Genomic DNA, 23010 nt, shown 5'->3' on the forward strand with positions numbered 1-23010 from the left:
AGACATCGATCGCTACGAATAGAAGCGACTTTCACGCCTCGGATGGGGCGCTACACACAAAACGCCGTCACCTGTACGGCGCATCGAGCTCCAGGTTCTTGGCGATCTGGCGTTCCCAGCGGTCGCCGTTGTCGAGCAGGCGGGCCTTGTCGAAATACAGCTCCTCGCGCGTCTCGGTCGCGAACTCGCTGTTCGGTCCCTCGACGATCGCATCGACGGGACAGGCCTCCTGACACAGGCCGCAGTAGATGCATTTGACCATGTCGATGTCGTAGCGGGTCGTACGGCGACTGCCGTCGGCGCGCGGCTCGGCTTCGATTGTGATGGCCTGGGCAGGGCAGATGGCCTCGCACAGCTTGCAGGCGATGCAGCGTTCCTCGCCGTTGGGATAGCGGCGCAGCGCGTGTTCACCGCGGAACCGGGGCGACTGCGGATTGCGCTCGAACGGATAGTTCACCGTGTGCTTGGGTCGGAAGAACTCACGCAAGGTCAGGCCCAGGGCGCCGACCAGATCGACAAGCAGCGCCCCCTTCACGGTCTGTTGGATACGGGCAATCATGATCGGGCTCCGGGACGCGCAGCGCACCGGGCGTCTGCGGCTCTGGCAGGTTGGGCGCACTGGGTCTGGCGTTCGGCCTCGCGCTGCTCGATGGCCTCCTGCCGCCGCTGCCATTGCAGGGGCGAGGTTGGTGTCGAAGGGTCCGGCGCACAGCCGGCCAGCGTTCCAATGATCAGGATGGATGCAAGGACGCGCATCACGACCCCACCACGAACACGCGCCAGGCCGAGACGGCGACCACAGCGACCAGCGAGGTTGGCAGGAAGATCTTCCAGCCCAGCCGCATCAACTGGTCATAGCGGTAACGCGGCACGAAGGTCTTCACCATCGCGAACATGAAGAACCAGAAGACGATCTTGAGGCTCAGCACCACGAGATAGAACAGATTGGCCGCCCACTCCGGCCAGGTCTCAAGCCCGATCAGCGAGACGTCGAACCCGGGGTTCCAGCCGCCAAAGAACAGCAGGCTGATCATGGCGCACATGAAGATGATGTTGACGTACTCACCCATCATGAACAGCAGGTATGGCGTCGACGAGTATTCGACCTGATAGCCAGCCACCAGTTCGGACTCGGCCTCTGGCAGGTCGAAGGGCGGGCGGTTCGTCTCGGCCAGGGCCGAGACGAAGAAGATGATCGCCATGGGGAACATCACGAGGACCGTCGGCCAGGTCCCTGCCCCGCCCCCGAAGGCGAACCAGTTCCAGATCCAGCCCTGCTGCTGCAGGACGATCGCCGTCAGGTTCATCGTGCCGGCCAGGATGATGACATTGACGATCACCAGTCCGATCGAGACCTCATAGGACACCATCTGCGCCGCAGACCGAAGCGACCCCAGGAACGGATATTTCGAGTTGGACGCCCAGCCGCCCATGATGATCCCGTAGACGCCCAGCGAGCTGATCGCGAAAACGTACAGGATGCCGACGTTCAGGTCCGAGATGACCCAGCCCGGCGCGAACGGGATCACCGCCCAGACGATGAAGGCCGTGATGACGGTGATGATCGGGGCCAGCAGGAAGACAGCCTTGTCGGCTCCGGCCGGGACGACGATCTCTTTCAGCACGAATTTGATCATGTCGGCAAAGGACTGCAGCAGTCCAAACGGGCCTACGACATTGGGGCCCTTCCGCATCATGACGGCCGCCCAGATCTTGCGATCGGCCAACAGAAGAAAGGCGACAGAGATCAGCACGCCGACGGTGACGAGCACGATCGCGCCAGTGGTGGCCAGGGTCCAGCCGACAGGGGTGGTCCAGAAGGAAGTGGTGGGATCCATGACCTACTCCGCTGCCATGGCGACCGGGGCGATCCGCAGGGCGGACAACTCGGCCATGGTCGCACTGGCTCGCGCGATCGGGTTGTTCAGATAGGGGTCGGGCACGGCGGATACGAAGCCCGTGTCGCCCAGGTCGCCCTTCTTGCCCAACGACGCAACGTCGAACGCCTGCGCCGGAGCCAGATAGTCGATCCGGCCGAAGGTCGGATGATCCGCCATCAACCGGGTCCGAAGCTGGTCGAGACTGTCATAGGGCAACGTCCGGCCGACCCGTTCCGACAAGGCCCGAACGATGGCCCAGTCGTCCTTGGCCTCACCCTTGGGAAAGACCACCCGCTCGGCCATCTGCACCCGGCCCTCGGTGTTCACATACAGGCCGGCCTTTTCGGTATAGGCCGCGCCGGGCAGGATCACATCGGCCCCATGGGCGCCGTTGTCGCCATGGCTGCCCAGATAGACCTTGAACGCGTCCGATGCCGAGGCGTCGATCTCGTCGGCCCCCAGCAGGAACAGCACATCCAGCGCGCCGGTCTGGACCATCTGAACCGCACTCAGACCGCCGTCGGCGGGCACAAAGCCCATGTCCAGACCCGCCACACGCGATGCCGCTGTGTGCAGGACATTGAAGCCATTCCAACCTTCGGCGATCACGCCGACCTTCTTGGCCAGCGCCCCGAGTGCGTTGAGCACGGACGGGCCGGCCTCGCCCGAAATCGCCCCGCCACCGACGATGATCGCCGGCCGCTCGGCCTTCGCCAGCAGATCCGCGGCTGGCTTGGGCAGCTTCGACAGGGTCTTCGATCCTGCGCCCAGATAACTGTATTCATAGGTCAGATCGGCTTGCTCGCCGATCACCAGAATCTCGGTCTTGCCACTCAGCCAGGCCTTGCGCAGACGCGCATTCAGCAGCGGGGCCTCGGTCCGGGGATTGACCCCGACCAGCAGGATGACGTCCGCCTGTTCGATCCCTGCGATGCCCGAGTTGAACAGCCAGCCCTCGCGCGGACCGACGCCCAGTGCCGATCCATCCTGGCGGCAATCCGTGTTGGCCGAGCCCAGCGCGCGGAACAGGTCCAGCGTCGCCTTCATGGATTCGGCATCCTGCAGATCACCCGCGATGACACCGATCCGGTCTGGTTGCGATTGCGTCAGCCGGGCCGCCACGACGCCGAGCGCCTCGTCCCAGGACGCGGCTCGCAGGCGTCCGTTGTCACGCACATACGGCCGGTCCAGTCGACGCTTCTGCAGACCATCGACGATGTAGCGGCTCTTGTCCGACAGCCACTCCTCGTTGATGCCCTCGTTCACGCGCGGCAGGATCCGCATCACTTCGGCACCCTTGGCCTGGGCCGAGATGTTGGAGCCCAGGGCGTCCATGACGTCGATGGTCTCGGTGCGCTTCAGCTCCCACGGGCGATAGTGGAACTGCCAGGGCCGGTGCGTCAGCGCCCCGACGGGGCAAAGGTCATTGACGTTGCCGGACAGTTCGGAATCGACTGCCTTTTCAAGATAGGTGGTGATCTCGGCATCCTCGCCGCGGCTGATCATGCCGATGTCCGGCACGCCGGCGACCTCGGTCACGAACCGCACGCAGCGGGTGCACTGGATGCAGCGGGTCATGAAGGTCTTGACCGTCGGACCCATGTTCTTTTCTTCGACCGCGCGCTTGTTCTCGGCATAGCGCGAGCCATCGCGGCCATAGCCCATGGCCTGGTCCTGCAGGTCGCACTCGCCGCCCTGGTCGCAGATCGGGCAGTCCAGCGGATGGTTGATGAGCAGGAACTCCATCACCCCTTCGCGCGCCTTCTTCACCATCGCCGTGTCGGTGAAGATCTCCTGACCTTCAGCGGCTGGCAGGGCGCAGGACGCCTGGGGCTTGGGCGGTCCGGGCTTCACCTCGACCAGGCACATGCGGCAGTTGCCGGCGATCGACAGCCGCTCATGGTAGCAGAAGCGCGGAATCTCGGCACCCGCGCGCTCGGCGACCTGGAGCACGGTCATGCCGGGCTCGAACTCGGTCTCGACGCCGTTGACCTTGGCGATAGGCATCAGGAAGCGGCCTCTTGTTGCACCGGAACGGGCAACATCGCTTGCGATGCTGTTCCGTCTGGATTGGTCTGGTTCAGGACGATCTGGTCGCCCTCGAAGGAAAAACGGACGACCGGGTCGGTGGGGGTGTTCGACCACGTGGCTGTCTGGCCGTCGGGCAGGCGAGCGGGGCGCCACTGGATCGTGTCGTTCTCGACGCGGCAATCGGCAAAACGGCGACCGCCATCGACCGGCGCGCGCCAGGATGCGGTCATGATCCCGTCCGCAACGCCGTCGGACCGGATCTCGCCGACGGGCTGGTCGTGCATGAACGACAGCCCTGCGCGGCAGACCGAAATCAGACTGGCTTCAGTCAGGGCCACGGCGGAAACGGGAGGCGTGGGGGCAGCGGGCGTCATCGCCGGGACGGGAGCCTCGGGCGCAGCAGAGTCGGGCTCGGAACCGCAGGCTCCAAGCACCAGTCCCCCGATCGCGATGACAGCGACAACCCGCATGATCACTCCGCAGCGATCGCGTGCCCGGCGAAATTCGCCCGACGGGTGCGATATTGCGAGATGCGATCCTCGATCTCGTGACGGAAATGCCGGATCAGCCCCTGCACCGGCCAGGCCGCTGCGTCGCCGAGCGCGCAGATCGTATGGCCCTCGATCTGGGTCGAGACCTCCAGCAGCATGTCGATTTCGGACGGATCCGCCTCGCCGATCGACATCCGCTCCAGCACTCGCCACATCCAGCCTGTGCCCTCGCGGCAAGGCGTGCACTGGCCGCAGCTCTCGTGCTTGTAGAAGTAGCTGATCCGCGCGATCGCCTTCACCAGGTCGGTGGAATTGTCCATCACGATGACGGCGGCGGTCCCCAGACCCGAACGCATCTCGCGCAGGCTGTCGAAATCCATCAGGGCCGTTTCCGACATCTCGCGCGTGATCAGCGGCACCGAAGATCCACCCGGGATCACGGCCTTCAGATTGTCCCAGCCGCCCCGAACGCCACCGCAATGCTCTTCCAGCAACTGCTTCAGCGGGATGCTCATGGCCTCCTCGACATTGCAGGGCTTGTTCACGTGGCCGCTGATGCACATCAGCTTGGTGCCGGTATTGTTCGCCCGGCCAAAGCCCGCGAACCACTCCGCTCCGCGCCGCAGGATCGTGCCCACGACCGCAATCGATTCGACATTGTTCACCGTGGTGGGGCAGCCATAGAGGCCCGCGCCCGCCGGGAACGGCGGCTTCAGCCGGGGCTGGCCCTTCTTGCCTTCGAGGCTCTCCAGCAGCGCTGTTTCCTCGCCACAGATATAGGCCCCTGCGCCGTGGTGGATGTAGACGTCGAAGTCCCAGCCGTGGACATTGTTCTTGCCGATCAGTTTGGCCTCATAGGCCTGCTTGACCGCCGCCTCCATGCGCTCGCGTTCGAGTACATATTCGCCGCGCAGATAGATGTAACAGGCGTGCGCCTGCATCGCGAAGGAGGCAATCAGGCACCCTTCGATCAGCAGGTGGGGATCATGACGCATGATCTCCCGGTCCTTGCAGGTGCCCGGCTCGGACTCGTCCGCATTGACCACCAGATAGTGCGGACGGTCCTTCACTTCCTTGGGCATGAATGACCACTTCAGGCCGGTCGAGAACCCTGCCCCGCCCCGGCCGCGCAGGCCCGAGTTCTTGACGTTGGTGATGATCCAGTCGCGCCCGAGGTCGAGCATGTCCCTGGTCGCGTTCCACGCGCCACGGGTCTTCGCCCCCTCCAGCGTCCAGTCCTGGAAGCCATAGAGGTTGGTGAAGATGCGATCCTTGTCTTGCAGGATTCCGGCCATGGTTCAGTTCATCTCGCGCATGCGGCGGCGGTGATATCGGGTACGAAGGAAGATGGCGACCAGCATCAGGGCCCAGCCTGCCGCAAGGGCAGCATAGCCGCCCCACAGCACGGCTTCAGCCGCTGCACCGGCCTTCTGCGAGGCATAGACCATGATTGCGCCAAGCAGGACGAGCCCAAAGCCGGCCAGACGCTGCTGTCGTCCAACCGCACGAATTTCGGCCCGATAAGTGGCCAGGGCCTCATTCGATCTTGGATCAAGATCCGACATCACAGGGAACCGCGCGTCATGCCGGAACCTTGGCAGGCTCGCTGTTCGGCAGCGTCTTAATCGGCTTGGCCGCAGAGCCATCATACAGGGCTGCGTCCGTCAGGGTCAGTGCCCCGCCCATTGGTTCCGACGTGTGCCGGCCAGCATAGGAGCCCGGCTCAGGCCTCTTGCCCGCGGCGAAATCGTCGATGATCTGACCCATCGTTTCGGCCGTCAGGTCCTCGAAATAGTAGTCATTGATCTGGGCCATCGGCGCGTTGACGCAGGCCCCGAGGCATTCGACCTCTTGCCAGGTGAACCGGCCGTCGGCGCTCAGCGTGTCCTTCGGTCCGATCTTGGACTTGCAGACCTTCATCAGATCGCCCGAGCCGCGCAGCATGCAGGGCGTCGTGCCGCAGACCTGGATAAGCGCTGCCGATCCAACGGGTTCGAGCATGAACATTGTGTAGAAGGTCACAACTTCCAGCACGCGAATATAGGGCATGCCGAGCAGTTCAGCGATGGCCCTCAGCGCGGGCTCGGGGCACCAGCCCTCCTGCTTCTGCACCAGCCACAGGATCGGGATAACCGCCGACTGACGCCGGTCAGCCGGATACTTGGCGATCCACCAGTCGCATTTGGCCCTGGTCTCTTTCGAGAAGGCAAAGCTGTCAGGCTGGATCTTTGCGAGACGACGGACCGACATCAGACTTCCAGTTCGGTGACGACCACACCCTCACCCAGCATCTTCTTGCGGATGTTGAGGATGCGATGCTGCCCCTGACGGCGCAGCAGAATATTGTGTTGATAGGTTTCGCCGCTGTAGTCCGTCGCCGAATAGGAAACGATCTCCCAGCCGGCAGCGACAGCATCGCTCAGGGGCCTGTCCGTCACCGGTCAACCTCCCCGAACACGATATCCAGCGAGCCCAGGATAGCCGAGACGTCAGCCAGCATGTGGCCGCGGTTCATCCAGTCCATGGCCTGCAGGTGCCGGAATCCGGGGGCCGAGATCTTGACCCGGTACGGCTTGTTGGTGCCGTCCGAGACCAGATAGATGCCGAACTCGCCCTTGGGAGCCTCGACCGCGGCATAGACCTCGCCCTCGGGCGTCCTGAAGCCTTCGGTATACAGTTTGAAGTGATGGATCAGGGCTTCCATCGACCGCTTCATCTCGCTGCGCTTGGGCGGCACGATCTTATTGTCCTCGATCATGACCGGCTCGCCGGGGCAGTTGCGCAGCTTGTGAATGCACTGCTGCATGATCCGGACGGACTGCTTCATCTCCTCGATGCGGCAGAGGTAGCGGTCCCAGCAGTCGCCGTTCTTGCCCACGACGATGTCGAATTCCATCTCGGCATAGCACTCATAGGGCTGCGACTTGCGCAGATCCCAGGGAATGTCCGACCCACGCAGCATCACGCCGGAGAAGCCCCAGGCCAGGGCCTGTTCCTTGGACACCACGCCGATATCGACATTGCGCTGCTTGAAGATGCGGTTCTCGGTGACCAGGCTTTCGATCTGGGCCAGCTTTGCCGGGAAGTCGTTGCACCAGTGGTCGATGTCGTCGATCAGGGCCCCCGGCAGGTCCTGATGGACCCCGCCCGGCCGGAAGTAGTTGGCATGCAGGCGTGCGCCGCAGGCCCGCTCGTAGAACACCATCAGCTTCTCGCGCTCCTCGAAGCCCCAGAGCGGAGGAGTCAGGGCCCCCACGTCCAGAGCCTGGGTCGTCACGTTCAGCATGTGCGACAGCACGCGGCCGATTTCGGAATACAGGACCCGGATCAGCTGAGCCCGATAGGGCACCTCGATCCCCATCAGCCGCTCGATGGCCAGACAGAAGGCGTGCTCCTGGTTCATCGGCGAGACGTAGTCCAGCCGGTCCAGATAGGGCACGTTCTGCAGGTAGGTCCGAGCCTCCATCAGCTTTTCGGTGCCGCGATGCAGTAGGCCGATATGCGGATCGACCCGCGAAACGATCTCGCCGTCCAGCTCCAGCACCAGTCGCAGCACGCCGTGCGCCGCCGGGTGCTGGGGCCCGAAATTGATCGTGAATTTCCGGTCGTCCATCTCGCGCGCATGGGCGGTGCGCCCATCGTGCGGCATGTCCTCGAAGACGTCGATGTCGGCTCCGATCGGAGCCCTGAGGGCGGCGTCGTCGGCCATCAGGCTTTCCCTCCCGAAGGGGCATTGGCCCCGGCCGCAGCGGCCTGCGCCGCCTTCTCGTCCCCGGGCAGGACGGCGTCCGGATAGTCGGCGCCTTCCCAGGGCGACAGGAAGTCGAACTGGCGGAATTCCTGGGTCAGTTTGACGGGTTCATAGACCACCCGCTTCTCGGCCTCGTCGTAGCGCACCTCGACATAGCCGGTCATGGGGAAGTCCTTGCGCAGCGGATGCCCCTGGAAGCCATAGTCCGTCAGCAACCGGCGCATGTCCGGATTGCCCTCGAACAGCATGCCGTACATGTCGAAGGCCTCGCGCTCGAACCATTCCGCGGACGGCCAGACCGAAATGGCGCTGGGCACGGGCTGCACCTCGTCGGTCGAGACCTTGACCCGGACCCGGATGTTCCGCGTCAGGCTGAGAAGGTGGTAGACGACCTCGAACCTCTCGGCCCTGTCGGGATAGTCGGCCCCGCACAGGTCCATCAGCTGCTGGAAGCCGAACCGGTCCCGCAGCGCGGTCAGCACCTCGACAATCCGCTCGCGCGGCGCGGCGAGCGTCAGCTCGCCGAACGCGACATGGGCGTCGACGCCCAGCTCGCCGACCATCTCGGCACCCAGCGGCGTCAGCAGCGTCTCATTGTTCGCCACGACGGCATTGTGACCCACGACGACGCTCATCGCACGATGGTCCCCGTCCGCCGGATCTTCTTCTGCAGGGTCAGCAGCCCGTAGACCAAAGCCTCCGCCGTCGGCGGGCACCCCGGCACATAGACATCCACCGGCACGATACGGTCGCAGCCACGAACAACACTGTAACTGTAGTGGTAGTAGCCACCGCCGTTGGCGCAGGAACCCATGGACAGCACATAGCGCGGGTCCGGCATCTGGTCGTAGACCTTGCGCAAGGCCGGAGCCATCTTGTTGGTCAAGGTGCCGGCCACGATCATCAGGTCCGACTGACGCGGGCTGGCCCGCGGAGCCATGCCGAACCGCTCGAGGTCATAGCGCGGCATCGAGGCCTGGATCATCTCCACGGCGCAGCAGGCAAGGCCAAAGGTCATCCACATCAGCGACCCGGTGCGAGCCCAGTTGATGACATCGTCCAGAGAGGCGGTCAGGAAGCCCTGCTCGCCCAGCTCGACATTGACGGCCTCGAAGAATTTGTCGTGGATCTTGGGATCGTAGCCCTCGACGGTCGAGCGCGCGCCCAGACCATAGGGGCTGAGCGCCGGGGACGCCCCCTGATTGCCCGCTCCGATCAGCGGCAGGGTGTTGTCGGTCACTCCCATTCGAGCGCGCCCTTCTTCCATTCGTAGATAAAGCCCACCGTCAGCACACCCAGGAACGCCATCATCGACCAGAAGGCGAAAATCATGCCGCCTTTCGACAGATCGAAGATCGAGACGGCCCAGGGGAACAGGAACGCCACTTCAAGGTCGAAGATGATGAACAGGATCGACACCAGATAGAACCGGACGTCGAACTTCATCCGCGCGTCATCGAAAGCATTGAACCCGCACTCATAGGCGGACAGCTTTTCCGAATCCGGACTGGACGGCGCCATCAGCCAGGCGGCCACGACGAAAAGGATACCAAGCACCGCCGCGATCCCGATGAAGATCACGATCGGCAGATATTCTAGCAGGAATTCGTTCATTCGGGGGGCCTCGCGCGCCGGGGGGAGGTCGGCAGCGGTGGTGGATTCGGCGCTTCTTAGACCCAACCTTGCCGGGGTTCAAACCCATGCGGCAAAAGGCTTTTGATTGCGATCAATTCTCAGAGATAGTGTCGTGATCTGGGCGTCATCCATCGGCGTATCCTGCCGAAAATGCGGATGCACAGTCCCGCCGTGGAAATCCGATCGCCATCGTTTCCTGCCCAGGGTCGCGCCTGACTGGCTGCCAGAGCTTTGGCTCCGGCGGCTGTCGTGGTTAAAAACAATCTGATCCGGCGTGGAATGGCGAACTTTGCCGCTTGCAAGTCTCTTCACCGCCCGTTCAGCATCGACCAACGACGTCTGATCCCCTGCGACGACACCCCGCCGCCTCGGCAAGCAACCTGTGAGTACGCCCATGAGCGAGACGATCCCCGACGCCCTTCCGCCCAACAAGGGCTTCCTTGGCTTCGTCGAACGTACCGGAAATCGGCTGCCCGACCCGGTCTTCCTGTTTCTCTGGCTCATCGTCGGGCTGATTGTTCTCAGTATCGTCGGGGCCAGCCTTGGCTGGCAGGCCGTCAATCCCGTCACCGGAGACACCCTGATCGCTCAGAGCCTTCTGTCGTCGGAAAACCTCGAGAAGCTGATCATCGGCATGCCCCGGACACTCGCGGACTTTCCGCCGCTGGGGATCGTCATCACGATCATCTACGGAGCCGCCGTTGCCGAACGCACCGGCCTGTTCACCACGGCCATTCGCGGGGCCCTGCTGAATGCGCCAAGGATCATACTGACGCCGGTCGTCGTGATCGTGGGCATGGTCTCGCACCATGCCTCGGATGCATCCTACGTCGTGGTCATTCCACTGGCAGCCGTGATCTTTGCCGCCGCGGGGCGGCATCCTCTGGCGGGTCTGGCGGCCGGGTTTGCGGCGGTTTCCGGGGGCTATGCCGGCAACCTCTTCCCTGGCGCGTCAGACGCCCTGATTCTGGGCATTACCGAACCCGCCGCCCATCTCATCGATCCGTCCTATCAGGTCAGTATCGCTGGCAACTGGTTCTTCATTGTCGGGGTCGTGATCGTCTTCACGCCAATCGTCTGGTTCATCACCGACCGGATCATCGAGCCTCGTCTCGGCAAATGGCTGCCCCCTGCAGGCGTGGCACCGCCGGCCCGGGAGGAGCGCGAGCCCCTAACGGCCACACAAAAACGCGGCCTGATGTACGCGGGTCTTGCCTTGCTCGGCATGGTCGCGCTCTGGGCGCTCATCACGGCCCTGCCAGGCTCGCCCTTCATCGACCCCGAGGCAGAACCCGCACAGCGGCACAACCCCCTCTATCGGTCACTCGCGGCCTTCTTTGCGGTGACATTCTTCGTCACGGGTGCCGCGTTCGGAAGCGGTGCCGGCACGATCCGCAGCCATCGGGACCTGGTCCGGATGATGGGCGAAGGGATTTCGGTTCTGGCCCCCTATATCGTGCTCGCCTTCTTCGCTGCCCATTTCGTGGCCATGTTCAACTGGTCGGGGCTTGGCCCCATCCTGGCGGTCAATGCGGCCGCGGGGCTCAAGACCCTGGCCATGCCGACGCCACTGCTGCTGATTTCCGTCGTGCTGGTGTCCTGCTTCTTTGACCTTTTCATCGGCTCGGCGTCCGCAAAATGGTCCGCCCTGGCTCCGATTGTGGTTCCGATGTTCATGCTGCTGGGCATCAGCCCGGAAATGACAACTGCCGCCTACCGCATGGGCGATTCGGTCACCAACATCGCGACACCGCTGATGAGCTACTTTCCCCTGATCCTGGCCTTCGCCCAGCGATGGGACCCCAGGTTCGGGCTGGGCTCCCTGATGGCCACCATGCTGCCCTATGCCGGGTCGTTCCTCGTCGCGGGTCTGATCATGGTCGCCGCCTGGGTCGCGCTGGACCTCCCGCTCGGACCGGGTGTCGGGGTTCATTACGTGTTGCCTGATCCGGTTGTGGCGGCACAGCCTCCGGCCGACGGTGGAATTCTCGGGACCGAGACCCCGCCGCAGCCCGCTGCAGTCACGACTGCTGCGCCCGCACAACGCTGATCGCGTTTTTATGACGAAGGGTCGCTTGACAGTATGAGCGCCCCCCGCCTAAACGACGCCCCTCGCCGCGACGCACTGTCATCGCGGCGAGCAACGCGGGTGTAGCTCAGTTGGTTAGAGTGCCGGCCTGTCACGCCGGAGGTCGCGGGTTCGAGTCCCGTCACTCGCGCCATTTCTTCTCAAGCGAGAGGAAATGGCGCGCCCCCGCCCCCTCTTTTCTATTTTAATGGTTTGCCCGGCCAGGACGCCTGGCCGTCATCGCTGGCCGTCAGCCTCAGTGCACAGCCCAGTCATCGCGTGGCTGAACGAACGCTGGCTTGCCGCTCACATCTGCATAGATCATGCAGAGATCCTCAAAGACCCGGTTCCACGCGAATTTCTCGACAGTGTGCAGCCGCGCCGCCTGTCCCAGAGCCTGGACATCCCGATCGAAGAGAGCCTCGATCGCTTGTGCATAGTCATCGGGGTCAGCAGAGACCGAAAGCTGACCCACCGAAGAATCAACGGTCTCGGCGACGCCGCCCGAGTTCACGCCGACAACGGGAACGCCACAGGCCATGGCTTCAAGCACGATCAGGCCAAAGGGCTCCTTGTCGTTGGCATGCACGAAGGCGTCGCAACTGGCGATGATCCGTGCCACCGCCTTGGGATCACGCTCGTAGGGCAAGGCGATAACCCGGTCCTCTGGTGGCATGCCGGTGCCAGCACCGACCAGGATCAGATGATAGGGCGCTCCCAGTTTCTGGACGGCCTCGATCAGCACATCGATGTTCTTCTCCTTGGCTGGCCGCCCCGCGAAGCACAGCAAGCGAGCGTCAGCCCCAAGCCCCAGGCGCTTGAGCAACCAGGGCCGGTCCCCACGGTCCGGGTGGAACGTATCGATCTCGACCCCGAGCGGGCGAACGACGATATTGCCGACCCCGGCCTCGATCAGTCGCTGGGCAATGAATTGGCTGGGTGAAATGACACGATCGAACTGGCCGAACAGGCGAGCCCATCGCTTTTCGACCGGCTTCTTGGCCCATTCCCCGAAATGCAGAGCGGCGAGCCCTGCCGGGTCCGAATGACAGAAGCCGACGACCGGGCATCCAACCCGCTGTCCGGCCTCCAGGGCACCCTGCCCCGGCGTGTAGGGGTCGCCCGCCTCGATCAGCGATGGCTTCATCGAAGCCAGCCAGGCCCCCCATCGCTTGACCGAGGACGGCCATCGATAGCCATCACCGAATGGCAGTTTGGACGCGTGCAGTTTTACGATCCCGTCCGGCCCCGCCTGGTGGCGGGCTCCGGGCACGACCAGCGAGTGGGCGATACCGGGACGGTGGCTTTCCAGCCAGCTCTTCTTGGACAGCAGATAACGCTTCACGCCGCCCGAACGAGGCGCATACAGCATCGTCGTATCGATCATGCGCGGCCGCGGATCCAGACTGGCCGACCTCAGGATTCGCAGGGTTTCGGCGACCTCCTCGTCCAGACCCGGAAACAAGCGCAATTCCCCTTCGTGAACGTCAAGCCCAGAGGTTACAGGGAGGGACATTTCGCTCGCCCCGGCAGCCGTCGCCGACAGGGCGGATGTTCGGCTGCGTGCGGACGATTTGCGGCTGACCATGAGACGGCCCTAGCGCCGGTTCTCATCAAGCTCAAGTGCAATCCCCGGTGAAGGGCCATATGCCGGACATCTCTGGGCCACCGGTCATCGCCACGAGGGAACTGGCCTTGCAATCGCCTCAAATTCGAGAAACTTGAGGCAGGCTCGGGCGAGCCCTGTTAGAGGGTCTCAAGCATCCGTGCGCGCCGTGTCCACAAGGGTTTCTTCAAGCATGCGTATTCTGCTCGCGACTGCGGTGGCGCTCGCTCCGCTCCTGGCTGCTGCCGGTGCCCAGGCCCAGGTCGTGATCTCGACTCAACGGACGACGCCCATTCTGACGTCCAATGCGACCGGAACCGCAGCTGACAGCATCCGCTTTGCCAGCGGCGGTGGCGTGGCCATTACCTCCGGGACGGCGGTGACGATTGATTCGAGCCACAGCGTCACGACCGAGACCGGCAGTGTCATCAGTCTCAACAATTCGGCGGACGGTGCGACCGGGATTCTGGTCAATGGCGGCAACACGGCCAACCTCACCTTGGCAGGGCAGATTTCGGTCACGGACAGCATTGGCGACTATCCGGACACAGACAACGATGGCGACCTTGACGGCCCCTTCGCGACAGGTAACGGCCGTTATGGGGTGCGCGTGGTCGGCACGGCACCCGTCACCGGCAACATCATCGCCGAAACCGGGAGCACGATCCTCGTCGAGGGCAACAACTCCTATGGGCTGTCGCTTGAGACGGGCCTGATCGGGAACCTGAACAACTTCGGTACGATCCGGGCTGTGGGCGACAACAGCGTCGCGGTGCGAACAACGGGCGCAGTGACAGGCAATGTGACGGTGGCTGGAGCGGTCTCCGGCGTCGGTGCAAATGCCTCGGGAGCCGTAATCGGCGGCGATGTCTCGGGCCGACTGACCCTTCAGGGCGAGATCAGCGCGACCGGATATCGCTACACGACCCGTGGCTCCGATACCTTCATCGGGCGGCTGGATGCGGACGACCTGCTACAGGGCGGCTCGGCCGTCGTGATCGCCGGCAATGTTGCAGGCGGCGTGGTCTTCGACACCCCTCCTGCAGATCGCGATACGGCCAATGCCGACGAGGATGCCGATGGCCGTCCCGACGCGCAGGAAGGCAATGCCACGATCAACAGTTTCGGGGCGGCTCCGGCAGTCAGCGTCGGCTCCGCCACACGTGCAATCACCCTGGGCGTGGTTGGACCGGACGCCAACGCCTATGGCTTCATCAATCGGGGCCAGATCAACGGACAGGGCGTCTATGACGGCGTTGCCGGAAACGCAGTGCGCTTCGGCGTCGACGGCGGTCGGGCGGTAACCATCAACGGCGGTGTCCTGAACACGGGCACCGTGGCCGCCCTGGCCTCCGGTGCAAATGCCACGGCGTTCCGATTCGGGTCCGGCGTCACGACGCCCCGCTTCGACAACAACGGCACGATTACCGCCGGGTCTGCCACGGCCGTAGCCGGCGAAGTGACCGCCGTGCAGATCGACACCGGGGCCAGTCTGCCGGCCTTTTCGAACAGTGGATCCTTGCTGTCGACGACGGGTGGCGGTGTCGCCAATGCCACGGTCCTGCGGGACCTCAGCGGCACCCTGAGGACGATCACCAATACCGGATCGTTCCAGTCCAACGTCGTTGCGAATGCCGCGAATGACCCCATCACGGGCGTGGCAACCGCCATCGACGTCCGCGCCAATACCAGTGGCGTCACCATCACTCAGTCCGGTGTGCTCACTCCGGCTCCGGCGACGGGCCAACCCGCGATCGTCGACACCGATGGCGACGGGGTGTCCGACGCCACGGAACCCCTCATCGCGGGGCGAATCCTGCTCGGTTCCGGAGCTGATACGGTCAATGTCCAGAACGGCAGCATCCTGGGCGACATTGCTTTCGGAAACGGGGCGGACCGGCTGTCGATCACCGGGGGTGCCCTTGTCCGGGGGGCTATTTCCGACACGGACGGCCTGCTGGCGATCGATGTGGCCAACGGCACACTCGAGGCCAGGCAGACCGGGCAACTGAACCTGACAAGCCTGAACGTCGGCGCGCAAGCCGACCTGCTGGTGACCCTCGACGCGTCATCCGCTCTGGCGACAGGGTTTCGTGTGAACGGGACGGCCACCCTGGCTTCAGGAGCCGGCCTGGGCGTTCGCTTTGCCTCCCTGATCAACGCCCCCCGACGGTTCACCATCATCGATGCCAACACGCTGAACTTCAGCGCGATCGATACAGCCGGCGTACAGGCAAACTCGCCCTATTTGTTTGTCGTGAATGCTGGTGCCGATGTCGCGGCGGGCGACGTCTTCGTGGACGTTCGCCGCAGGACGGCGGATGAAGCCAATCTGATCGCCGTGGAGCGTCAGGCCTTTGATGCCTTCTATGCCGCCCTGGACGACAACGACGCCCTGCTCAATGTCTTCCTGAACCAGACGGACCGCGAAGGCTTCATCAACCTGTTCGAGCAGACGCTACCGGATCACTCGGGCGGTCCCCTGCTCTCGCTGGCGTCCGGCGTGGACGCCGTCACCCGCGCCCTGACGGGCCGGAACGCGTCAGCTGCACCGGGCGAGACCAGCGCGTGGCTGCAGGAGATCAATTTCTACGCCGACAAGGACAAGACCGACACCTACGGCTTCCGTTCGGAAGGGTTCGGGATCGCGGGGGGTGTGGAGCGTGGGACCGGGCTGGGTGCCGTCGGCGTGTCGCTGGCCTTTACCTCCTCCGACCTCGAGGACCCAGAGGCCGAAGCCGAAGAGGTGCTGTCGGCCAGCCTGATCGAGCTCGGGCTTTACTGGCGTGCACAGGGCCGGAACTGGACGACCTGGGCCCGCGCTGCCGGGGGCTATGCGTCGTTCGAGGCCAACCGGGCCTTTGTCGGTGAGGGTCTGAACCTTTCGAACAATTCGGAATGGCATGGGTTCACCCTCGCCGCCGCAGCTGGCGCGTCGTACGAGCGCAACTTCGGACGCCTGAACATCCGGCCCGAGGGTTATGTCGAGTATTTCGGCCTGAACGAGGAGGATCGCGTCGAGGAAGGCGTGGGCGACGGTTTCGACCTCGAGATCGACGAACGTGACGGCCATATGTTTGCGGCTGTTGCCGCCGTCAACGTCGGCTACGGCTTCGGCAAGGATGGCTGGATCCGTCCGGAGGTCCGGCTGGGCTGGCGGCAGAATATCTCGGTCGATCCGGGTGAGACGATCGGCCGTTTCGCATCCGGCGGACCGGATTTCCGTTTGACCCCGAACTCGATCGAAGGCGGCGGACCGATCGCGGGCTTCCGCCTTGGCGTAGGCAATGAACTGGGCCTTCTGTCGATCGCGGCCGATGCCGAAATGCTCGAGGATTACGTGCGTTACACCCTGCTCCTGCGGGCCAGCTTCCGGTTCTGATCGAGCCGTTCAGAGCCACAAAAGGCCGCCGGAGCGATCCGGCGGCCTTTTTCGTGGACGGTGGTAGGCGGCGACGGGTTCGAACCGCCGACCCTCTCGGTGTAAACGAGATGCTCTGACCAGCTGAGCTAGCCGCCCTGACCGTGGGGCTCTTTTGCCCCGGAGGCGTCAGCCGTTCAAGGCGCTTTTCAAACCTTCGCCCGGACGGAAGCGGGCTGTTCGCGACGCTGCCTTGGCAATGATCTCGCCCGTCTGCGGATTGCGGGCTGTCCCGGCCTTGCGGTCAACGCACACGAACGCACCAAAACCCACCATCCGGACGTCCTGACCGCGTTTCAGGGCCGATGTGACCGTGTCCGTATAGGCCTCGAAGGCGCGCCTGGCCTGATCCCGCGTGATCTGGGCCGCGTCCGCCATGGCGGCGATCAATTCAGCCTTTGTCGTCATTCCCGTGCACTCCCCTACCCAGGTGCTCGCCTGCGACGAACGACCCTGCCCGGTGCAACTAAAGAACGTCCGGGGCGGCACGTCAAAACAGAAACGCGGTCCGGAGGGGTCCGGACCGCGTCATACGTTCTTAATCAGTGACTAACGACGGCCGATCCATCGCCCGAGACCGGGGGTGCGGACGGCAGGGGGTCCGCCGCCTCATCCCACTCGACAGGGGTCAATGTGCCCACGAGTGCCCATTTGAGAGCCTCGTCGGCCGTGGAAATCGGCACGATCTCGAGCGCAGATTTCACATTGTCCGGCACGTCGGCCAGGTCCTTTTCGTTCTCCTGCGGGATCAGCACGGTCTTGATGCCGCTTCGAAGGGCCGCCAGCAGTTTCTCCTTCAGACCGCCGATGGCCGTCACGCGTCCGCGCAGGGTGATCTCGCCGGTCATGGCGATGTCCTTGCGGATGGGGATGCCGGTCAGGACCGAAACCATGGCCACGGTCATGGCGACCCCGGCAGACGGACCGTCCTTGGGGGTCGCACCGTCCGGCACGTGGACGTGGATGTCGGTCTTCTCGAACACCGGGGGCTTGACCCCGATGCTGAGCGCGCGCGCCCGGACGTAGGAGGCCGCCGCAGAGATCGACTCCTTCATGACCTCCTTTAGGTTGCCGGTCACGGTCATGCGTCCGCGGCCCGGCATCTTGATGGCTTCGATTGTCAGAATCTCGCCGCCAAACTCGGTCCAGGCCAGGCCTGTGACGATGCCGACCTGATCCTCCTCGTCGGTTTCGCCATAACGGAATTTCCGGACCCCGGCGTAGAGGGCCAGTTTTTCCGCATCGACCGTGATCGACAAGGTCTTCTCGCGCGCCATCTCGCGCACAGCCTTGCGGGCCAGCCCGCCCAGTGCGCGTTCGAGCGAACGCACGCCCGCCTCACGCGTGTAGAAGCGGATCAGGTCGCGGATGCTGTCGTCGGGCACCACGAACTCGGCCGGCTTCAGGCCATTGTCCTTGGTCACCTTGGGCAGGACGTGGCGACGAGCGATCTCGACCTTCTCGTCCTCGGTGTAACCACTGACCCGGATGATTTCCATCCGGTCCATCAGGGGCTGGGGCATGTTCAGGCTGTTGGCCGTCGTGACGAACATGACATTGGACAGGTCGTAGTCGACCTCGAGATAGTGGTCGCCAAAGCTGTTGTTCTGCGCCGGATCGAGCACTTCGAGCAGGGCCGACGATGGATCGCCACGCCAGTCGGCACCCAGTTTGTCGATCTCGTCCAGCAGGATGAAGGCGTTGGTTGTCTTGGCCTTCTTCATCGACTGGATGATCTTGCCCGGCATGGAGCCGATATAGGTCCGGCGGTGACCGCGGATTTCGGCCTCGTCACGAACGCCACCCAGCGACATGCGGACGTATTCGCGACCGGTCGCCTTGGCGATCGACTTGGCCAGCGAGGTCTTGCCGACACCCGGAGGTCCGACGAGGCACAGGATCGGGCCCTTGAGGCTGTTGGTGCGCGCCTGCACCGCCAGATACTCGATGATCCGCTCCTTGACCTTCTCGAGGCCATAGTGGTCTTCCTCGAGAATGGCTTCGGCCTTGTCGAGGTCGATCGGCTTGGACTTGGCCTTGCCCCACGGAATGGCCAGCAGCCAGTCGAGGTAGTTCCGGACAACGGTCGATTCAGCCGACATCGGGCTCATGTTGCGCAGCTTCTTGACCTCGGCCTCGGCCTTGGTGCGCGCTTCCTTCGACAGGCGCGTCTTGCGGATGCGCTTCTCGAGTTCCATCACCTCGTCGCGGGCGTCGTCGGTTTCTCCCAGCTCGCGCTGGATCGCCTTCATCTGCTCGTTCAGGTAATATTCGCGCTGAGTCTTCTCCATCTGGCGCTTCACGCGCGAGCGGATCTTCTTCTCGACCTGGAGGACGGAGATTTCCCCTTCCATCATGCCGTAGACCTTCTCGAGCCGCTTGGGCACGTCGATGGTTTCGAGCAGGGCCTGTTTGTCGGCGATCTTGACCGACAGATGGGCGGCAACGCTGTCAGCCAGCTTCGACGGCTCGGTGATCTGCGGGATCGAGCTCAGGGCCTCGGGGGGCACCTTCTTGTTCAGCTTCACATAGCCTTCGAACTGTTCGACGACGGCGCGCAGCAGGGCCTCGGACTGGGCGGGTTCACCGGCCTCATCAGCGATTTCAACCGCCTCGGCCTCGAAGAACTCCTCGCGGTCGGTGAAACGGGTCAGTCGGGCGCGGCCCTTGCCCTCGACCAGCACCTTTACGGTTCCGTCGGGCAGTTTCAGCAGCTGCAGCACCGTGGCCAGCACACCGATCGGATAGATGGTGTCCGGCGTCGGGTCGTCATCCACGGAGTTCTTCTGCGTGGCCAGCAGGATCTGCTTTTCGCCCTTCATGATTTCGTCCAGCGCACGGACGGATTTCTCGCGGCCGACGAACAGCGGCACGACCATGTGCGGGAACACGACGATGTCCCGCAGCGGCAGGACGGGCAGGATTTTCACTTCAGACATGATGCACTCCTGGGCCATTGCTCATCTCCGGCCCGCCGCTCCGCCGCGCCGGAAAGAGACCGGACTGAGTCAGGAGCGACCCGTCGATTCCGACGGTGTTCGGATCAGTATGTGGTCCCTATGGCGATGGGTTCAAGCGTTACGATCGCGCATGGCGCGCAAGCATGACTAATCGTGGCGGGCTTGCCATGACCGCCCGGGTTCTCAGCCAGACGCCACCTGCCCGCTCAAGCCCTCGAGTTTCGCCGGGAAGGCAGGAAATCATGGCCCGGTGTCGCCCGTATCCCCCGCTTCACACAGTTCCTCCATCCGCAGTTCCAGCATCGATCAGAGCGACGCCCCGCGCAGCCGTTTTCCAAACGCCCTCCGGCTGGCGGCCCTCCTCGGGCCTTGCCGGATCATCCGCCGGGAGCCTTGCGGAGCCCGGCGCGGGGCGGAAATGACGAAACACAGCCGCCAGCGGTCCGCTTCCAGTCATCCCGGCGAAAGCCGGGACCCAGAGCTTTCACGAGGCGGGTTCGCGGGATTTCAGGTCCTGCCTCAACGCTCGCGCTCTTCAGCCCAAAGGACTGGGTCCCGGCTTTTGCCGGGATGAGCGGAGTGGGGATGAGCGGTAAGGGTAGACCTAGGGCCGGCTGGCCATGCCCAGCTTGATCGGCTTGGCGTCTTCTGCGAACTCGCCGCGCTTGACGCCCCACAGCAGGATGATGGGGGCACCGACATAGACCGACGAATAGGTGCCGATGATGATCCCGCACATCAGTGCGACCGAGAAACCGAACAGGGCCACGCCACCGAACAACGCCAGCGCACCCAGCACCATGATGGCGGTGATACCGGTGATGATGGTGCGAGAAAGCGTCTCGTTGATCGAAAGATCGATCACATCACGCAGCGGCATGGTCTTGTACTTGCGAAGATTCTCGCGAAGTCGGTCGAACACCACGACGGTGTCATTCATCGAATAGCCGATGACGGTCAGGATCGCCGCGACCATGTTGAGATTGAACTCGAGGCGGAAGAGAACGATCAGGCCGAAGACCAGGATCACATCGTGGATCAGGCCGGCGACGGCGCCAAAGCCGAACTGCGGCTCGAAACGGAACCAGATATAGGCGAACATCAGGACGATCGCGGCACCCAGAGCCATCAGGCCAGACGTAAAGAGTTCGCCTGAAACCTTTGATCCCACGACACTGACGCCCGAATAGGTCACCGGGCCGACGGCCTGGGTGATCGCCGTCTGCACTTCCTGCACGACGGCAGACTGGGCCTGGCCTTCGGGCACCTGGAAGCGAAGAATGGCGCTGGAGTCGTCGTCGATACCCTGCACCTGAACATCGCCGACGGACAGGCCCTCGACCGCGCCACGCACCTGCTCAAGATCAAGCGTCTGCCCGCCCCCGCGCGTCAATTCCATCGCGGCGCCGCCACGGAAGTCGATCCCGAGGTTCATGCCCGGATAGAACAGGCTGACGATCGACCCGAGACACAGGACGACAGAAAGTACGGCAAAGAACCGCGCGAATTTCACAAACTGCAGGTTCGTCTTGGTCGGGACGATCTTGATCAGGGGCCACCAGCTCATCGCCATCACTCCGCGATCGGCAGTTTCTTGGGTCTGGCTACCTTGAGCCAGTACGCCAGCAGGATCTGCGCCACCAGAACCGCCGAGAAGACCGAGGTGAACACCCCGATCGTGAGGGTCCAGGCGAAACCGCGCACCGGACCGGCGCCGAAGGCGAACATGATCATGGCCGCCACCAGGGTTGTCAGGTTGGCGTCCAGGATAGTCCCCCAGGCCTTGTTGAAGCCGGCATCCATCGAGGCGATGACAGACCGCCCTGCCCGTGCCTCGTCACGCATCCGCTCATAGATGAGCACATTGGCGTCCACGGCCACCGCGAACGTCAGGATCAGGCCGGCGATCCCCGGAAGGGTCAGGGTCGCCTGGGTGAGGGACATGGCCGCAACGATCAGGATCCCGTTGAGGACCAGACCGAGGACCGAAATGCCGCCGAACAGGAAGCCATAGGTCAGGATCATGAAGGCCACGATGATGACGGCCCCGATCCCGGTCGAGACGGCACCGGCCGTCACAGCATCCGCGCCGAGCTCTGCGGTCACCGTGCGACGTTCCTCGACGTTCAGAGGCGCCGGCAAGGCTCCCCCGTTCAGCAGGTTCACCAGTTCCGAAGCCGCCTCGATCGTGAAGCCGCCCGTGATCTGGCCCGACCCCGTCAGGATGGGCACCTGGATGTTCGGTGCGGAGATGACCCGGCCATCGAGAATGATGGCGAAAGGCCGGCCGACATTGGCTGTGGTTGCCTCGCCAAAGCGACGCGCGCCTTGCGTATCGAATCGGAAATCGATGGCGGGACGGCCATTCTGGTCGGTACCGACGCCGGCCCGGGTGAGGTTCTCGCCGGAGACCAGGATGCGGCGCTTGACCAGATAGAAATTGCCATCCGCATCCTGCAGCAACTCCGAGTCAGGCGGAACCCGTCCGGCCTGGGCATCGGCGATCGAATTCTCGACGTCCACCATCTGGAAGGTCAGCTGGGCCGTCTGGCCGATGACGCGTTCCAGCGCCTCGGGATCGCTCTCGCCCGGTGCCTGGACGACGATGCGGTTGGCACCCTGGCGGGTGATGGAGGGTTCGCGGGTGCCAAGGCTGTCGATCCGCTTGCGCACGACCTCGATCGACTGGTCGACGGCGGTCGGGCCCATGGCGTCGAGTGCGGCCTGGGTATAGGCGAAGCGGATGCGGTTGTCGGACAGGCGGGTGGCCGCGCGCTCCACCGCGCCGGTCGGGCCTGCGGCCCCGCCCAGATTGCGCAGGGTCTGGAAGGCGGCATCCAGTTGCGCCGGGTTGGCCACGGTCACCACGACCCCGGCGGCTTCCCGCTGAAGGCCGCTGAAGGCGATATTGTCCTCGCGCAGGGTCTGGCGGACATCCTCGACCAGGTTATCGATCCGCTTGGTCTGCATCTGGGCCACATCGACCTCAAGCAGCAGATACGATCCGCCCTGCAGGTCGAGCCCCAGATTCAGGGCACTGCTGGGCATGAAGCCCGGCAGGGATTCACGCTGGGCCGGGGTCAGCAGGTTCGGCAGGGCCAGCAGGACCCCGAAGAACAGGGCCGCAGCGACGAGGATAACCTTCCAGCGCGAGAGCTGAATCATCA

The 23010-nt window shown here is 63.9% G+C and carries 21 protein-coding genes and 2 tRNA genes; 3 read left to right on the forward strand and 20 right to left on the reverse strand.

What is annotated here, in order from left to right:
- Positions 1-67 precede the first annotated feature (67 nt).
- The 14 genes from nuoI to GGR13_RS07500 all read right to left on the reverse strand — a co-directional run bounded on the left by nuoI (position 68) and on the right by GGR13_RS07500 (position 10121).
- A complete protein-coding gene (nuoI, locus tag GGR13_RS07435; RefSeq protein WP_183212847.1) occupies positions 68-559 on the reverse strand; it encodes an NADH-quinone oxidoreductase subunit NuoI in 492 nt (163 codons plus the stop codon).
- Positions 556-756, reverse strand: a complete 201-nt coding sequence (locus tag GGR13_RS07440) for a hypothetical protein (RefSeq protein WP_183212848.1) — start codon at positions 754-756, stop codon at positions 556-558. The genes nuoI and GGR13_RS07440 overlap by 4 nt, the downstream gene beginning before the upstream one ends.
- Entirely contained in the window at positions 756-1838 is a 1083-nt protein-coding gene (gene nuoH / locus GGR13_RS07445) for an NADH-quinone oxidoreductase subunit NuoH (RefSeq protein WP_183212849.1), read from the reverse strand. The genes GGR13_RS07440 and nuoH overlap by 1 nt, the downstream gene beginning before the upstream one ends.
- Before the next feature lie 3 nt (positions 1839-1841).
- The gene (gene nuoG / locus GGR13_RS07450; RefSeq protein WP_183212850.1) at positions 1842-3887 is read right to left on the reverse strand and encodes an NADH-quinone oxidoreductase subunit NuoG; all 2046 of its coding nucleotides are present in this window, start codon (positions 3885-3887) and stop codon (positions 1842-1844) included.
- Positions 3887-4381 carry a hypothetical protein gene (locus GGR13_RS07455; protein WP_183212851.1) on the reverse strand — a complete coding sequence of 165 codons (495 nt, stop codon included), beginning with the start codon at positions 4379-4381 and terminating at the stop codon, positions 3887-3889. Before GGR13_RS07455 ends, nuoG begins: the two co-directional genes overlap by 1 nt.
- A gap of 2 nt (positions 4382-4383) precedes the next feature.
- On the reverse strand, positions 4384-5697 hold the full coding sequence (nuoF, locus tag GGR13_RS07460) for an NADH-quinone oxidoreductase subunit NuoF (RefSeq protein ID WP_183212852.1): 1314 nt from the start codon (positions 5695-5697) through the stop codon (positions 4384-4386).
- A gap of 3 nt (positions 5698-5700) precedes the next feature.
- On the reverse strand, positions 5701-5967 hold the full coding sequence (locus GGR13_RS07465; protein ID WP_183212853.1) for a hypothetical protein: 267 nt from the start codon (positions 5965-5967) through the stop codon (positions 5701-5703).
- 16 nt (positions 5968-5983) lie between these two features.
- On the reverse strand, positions 5984-6652 hold the full coding sequence (nuoE, locus tag GGR13_RS07470) for an NADH-quinone oxidoreductase subunit NuoE (protein ID WP_183212854.1): 669 nt from the start codon (positions 6650-6652) through the stop codon (positions 5984-5986).
- On the reverse strand, positions 6652-6840 hold the full coding sequence (locus GGR13_RS07475; protein WP_183212855.1) for a hypothetical protein: 189 nt from the start codon (positions 6838-6840) through the stop codon (positions 6652-6654). The genes nuoE and GGR13_RS07475 overlap by 1 nt, the downstream gene beginning before the upstream one ends.
- Positions 6837-8051 carry an NADH-quinone oxidoreductase subunit D gene (locus tag GGR13_RS07480; protein WP_183213132.1) on the reverse strand — a complete coding sequence of 405 codons (1215 nt, stop codon included), beginning with the start codon at positions 8049-8051 and terminating at the stop codon, positions 6837-6839. Before GGR13_RS07480 ends, GGR13_RS07475 begins: the two co-directional genes overlap by 4 nt.
- Before the next feature lie 59 nt (positions 8052-8110).
- A complete protein-coding gene (locus GGR13_RS07485) occupies positions 8111-8788 on the reverse strand; it encodes an NADH-quinone oxidoreductase subunit C (RefSeq protein ID WP_183212856.1) in 678 nt (225 codons plus the stop codon).
- A complete protein-coding gene (locus tag GGR13_RS07490) occupies positions 8785-9420 on the reverse strand; it encodes a NuoB/complex I 20 kDa subunit family protein (protein WP_425486077.1) in 636 nt (211 codons plus the stop codon). Before GGR13_RS07490 ends, GGR13_RS07485 begins: the two co-directional genes overlap by 4 nt.
- Complete coding sequence (locus tag GGR13_RS07495; RefSeq protein ID WP_183212857.1) at positions 9390-9767, reverse strand: NADH-quinone oxidoreductase subunit A; 378 nt, start codon at positions 9765-9767, stop codon at positions 9390-9392. The genes GGR13_RS07490 and GGR13_RS07495 overlap by 31 nt, the downstream gene beginning before the upstream one ends.
- A 78-nt stretch (positions 9768-9845) precedes the next feature.
- The gene (locus tag GGR13_RS07500; RefSeq protein WP_183212858.1) at positions 9846-10121 is read right to left on the reverse strand and encodes a hypothetical protein; all 276 of its coding nucleotides are present in this window, start codon (positions 10119-10121) and stop codon (positions 9846-9848) included.
- A gap of 61 nt (positions 10122-10182) precedes the next feature.
- Here GGR13_RS07500 and GGR13_RS07505 point away from each other — a divergent pair, with 61 nt between their 5' ends.
- A complete protein-coding gene (locus tag GGR13_RS07505; RefSeq protein WP_183212859.1) occupies positions 10183-11838 on the forward strand; it encodes an AbgT family transporter in 1656 nt (551 codons plus the stop codon).
- A gap of 95 nt (positions 11839-11933) precedes the next feature.
- Positions 11934-12010: transfer RNA gene (locus GGR13_RS07510), tRNA-Asp, on the forward strand.
- 102 nt (positions 12011-12112) lie between these two features.
- Here GGR13_RS07510 and GGR13_RS07515 read toward each other — a convergent pair.
- The gene (locus GGR13_RS07515; RefSeq protein ID WP_246347735.1) at positions 12113-13321 is read right to left on the reverse strand and encodes a glycosyltransferase; all 1209 of its coding nucleotides are present in this window, start codon (positions 13319-13321) and stop codon (positions 12113-12115) included.
- A gap of 334 nt (positions 13322-13655) precedes the next feature.
- Between GGR13_RS07515 and GGR13_RS07520 the strand changes: the two genes are divergently transcribed.
- Positions 13656-16844: an autotransporter outer membrane beta-barrel domain-containing protein gene (locus GGR13_RS07520; protein WP_183212861.1), complete on the forward strand. Its 3189-nt coding sequence runs from the start codon at positions 13656-13658 to the stop codon at positions 16842-16844.
- 61 nt (positions 16845-16905) lie between these two features.
- On the opposite strand, the gene GGR13_RS07525 is transcribed toward GGR13_RS07520, so the two are convergent.
- The 5 genes from GGR13_RS07525 to secD form a co-directional block, all read right to left on the reverse strand.
- Positions 16906-16982, reverse strand: a tRNA-Val gene (locus GGR13_RS07525).
- Between the two features lie 30 nt (positions 16983-17012).
- The gene (locus tag GGR13_RS07530; protein WP_183212862.1) at positions 17013-17291 is read right to left on the reverse strand and encodes an HU family DNA-binding protein; all 279 of its coding nucleotides are present in this window, start codon (positions 17289-17291) and stop codon (positions 17013-17015) included.
- 134 nt (positions 17292-17425) lie between these two features.
- On the reverse strand, positions 17426-19822 hold the full coding sequence (gene lon / locus GGR13_RS07535; RefSeq protein WP_183212863.1) for an endopeptidase La: 2397 nt from the start codon (positions 19820-19822) through the stop codon (positions 17426-17428).
- A 625-nt stretch (positions 19823-20447) separates the two neighbouring features.
- Positions 20448-21416, reverse strand: coding sequence for a protein translocase subunit SecF (gene secF, locus GGR13_RS07540; RefSeq protein ID WP_183212864.1), 969 nt, complete (start codon positions 21414-21416; stop codon positions 20448-20450).
- Complete coding sequence (gene secD, locus GGR13_RS07545) at positions 21416-23008, reverse strand: protein translocase subunit SecD (protein ID WP_183212865.1); 1593 nt, start codon at positions 23006-23008, stop codon at positions 21416-21418. The genes secF and secD overlap by 1 nt, the downstream gene beginning before the upstream one ends.
- Between the last annotated feature and the right edge of the window lie 2 nt (positions 23009-23010).

Source organism: Brevundimonas variabilis (assembly GCF_014199945.1).
Classification (GTDB): Bacteria; Pseudomonadota; Alphaproteobacteria; order Caulobacterales; family Caulobacteraceae; genus Brevundimonas; species Brevundimonas variabilis.

Excerpts from the sequence above, each read along its gene's own strand:
- GGR13_RS07455 (WP_183212851.1), bottom strand. The coding sequence starts at position 4,381 with ATGCGGGTTGTCGCTGTCATCGCGATCGGGGGACTGGTGCTTGGAGCC.
- GGR13_RS07520 (WP_183212861.1), top strand. The coding sequence starts at position 13,656 with ATGCGTATTCTGCTCGCGACTGCGGTGGCGCTCGCTCCGCTCCTGGCT.
- GGR13_RS07465 (WP_183212853.1), bottom strand. The coding sequence starts at position 5,967 with ATGTCGGATCTTGATCCAAGATCGAATGAGGCCCTGGCCACTTATCGG.
- GGR13_RS07505 (WP_183212859.1), top strand. The coding sequence starts at position 10,183 with ATGAGCGAGACGATCCCCGACGCCCTTCCGCCCAACAAGGGCTTCCTT.
- nuoE (WP_183212854.1), bottom strand. The coding sequence starts at position 6,652 with ATGTCGGTCCGTCGTCTCGCAAAGATCCAGCCTGACAGCTTTGCCTTC.
- GGR13_RS07490 (WP_425486077.1), bottom strand. The coding sequence starts at position 9,420 with ATGGAAGAAGGGCGCGCTCGAATGGGAGTGACCGACAACACCCTGCCG.
- nuoI (WP_183212847.1), bottom strand. The coding sequence starts at position 559 with ATGATTGCCCGTATCCAACAGACCGTGAAGGGGGCGCTGCTTGTCGAT.
- secD (WP_183212865.1), bottom strand. The coding sequence starts at position 23,008 with ATGATTCAGCTCTCGCGCTGGAAGGTTATCCTCGTCGCTGCGGCCCTG.
- GGR13_RS07440 (WP_183212848.1), bottom strand. The coding sequence starts at position 756 with ATGCGCGTCCTTGCATCCATCCTGATCATTGGAACGCTGGCCGGCTGT.
- GGR13_RS07480 (WP_183213132.1), bottom strand. The coding sequence starts at position 8,051 with ATGCCGCACGATGGGCGCACCGCCCATGCGCGCGAGATGGACGACCGG.
- nuoF (WP_183212852.1), bottom strand. The coding sequence starts at position 5,697 with ATGGCCGGAATCCTGCAAGACAAGGATCGCATCTTCACCAACCTCTAT.
- GGR13_RS07495 (WP_183212857.1), bottom strand. The coding sequence starts at position 9,767 with ATGAACGAATTCCTGCTAGAATATCTGCCGATCGTGATCTTCATCGGG.
- nuoG (WP_183212850.1), bottom strand. The coding sequence starts at position 3,887 with ATGCCTATCGCCAAGGTCAACGGCGTCGAGACCGAGTTCGAGCCCGGC.
- GGR13_RS07485 (WP_183212856.1), bottom strand. The coding sequence starts at position 8,788 with ATGAGCGTCGTCGTGGGTCACAATGCCGTCGTGGCGAACAATGAGACG.
- secF (WP_183212864.1), bottom strand. The coding sequence starts at position 21,416 with ATGGCGATGAGCTGGTGGCCCCTGATCAAGATCGTCCCGACCAAGACG.
- lon (WP_183212863.1), bottom strand. The coding sequence starts at position 19,822 with ATGTCTGAAGTGAAAATCCTGCCCGTCCTGCCGCTGCGGGACATCGTC.
- GGR13_RS07530 (WP_183212862.1), bottom strand. The coding sequence starts at position 17,291 with ATGACGACAAAGGCTGAATTGATCGCCGCCATGGCGGACGCGGCCCAG.
- nuoH (WP_183212849.1), bottom strand. The coding sequence starts at position 1,838 with ATGGATCCCACCACTTCCTTCTGGACCACCCCTGTCGGCTGGACCCTG.